Annotated in this window: 1 protein-coding gene; it reads left to right on the forward strand. The window is 65.1% G+C overall.

The window, feature by feature from the left end; all coding sequences use genetic code 11:
• Positions 1 to 18: 18 nt before the first annotated feature.
• The coding region (locus tag I0C86_RS36995) for a condensation domain-containing protein (RefSeq protein WP_196205968.1) at positions 19 to 559 on the forward strand (541 nt) is incomplete at its 3' end.

Below are 559 nucleotides of genomic sequence, written 5' to 3' on the forward strand. Positions count from 1 at the left end.
ATTCCGATCGGGTCGGCGGTGGCGGGGCGTACGGATGAGGCGCTTGATGATCTGGTCGGGTTCTTTGTCAACACGCTGGTGATCCGTACTGATCTGTCGGGGGATCCGGGGTTCCGGCAGGTGTTGGGTCGGGTGCGGGAGACGACGCTTGGTGCGTTGGCGCATCAGGATGTGCCGTTCGAGCGGCTGGTGGAGGAGTTGGCGCCGGAGCGGTCGTTGTCGCGGCATCCACTGTTCCAGGTGATGCTGACCCTCCAGAACATCGGACGCACTACGGTGCAGTCGTCTGCCCTGCGGGTCTCGCCGGCTGAACTGGACCGGCCCACCACTGCGGCCAAGTTCGATCTTGATTTCACGCTTGGTGAGGTGTTTGACGGAGCTGGTCGTCCGGCGGGTATGTCGGGGATGGTGACCGGTGCCGCGGATCTGTTCGATGTGGTGACGGTGGAGCGGTTGGCGCGGTGGTTCGGTCGGGTGTTGGAGTTGGTGACGGCGTCGCCGGATCTGCCGGTGCGTGCGGTCGATGTGGTGGATCCGGCGGAGCGGACGCTGGTGCTGG

The sequence above is a fragment of the Plantactinospora alkalitolerans genome (assembly GCF_015690345.1).
Lineage (GTDB): Bacteria > Actinomycetota > Actinomycetes > Mycobacteriales > Micromonosporaceae > Plantactinospora > Plantactinospora alkalitolerans.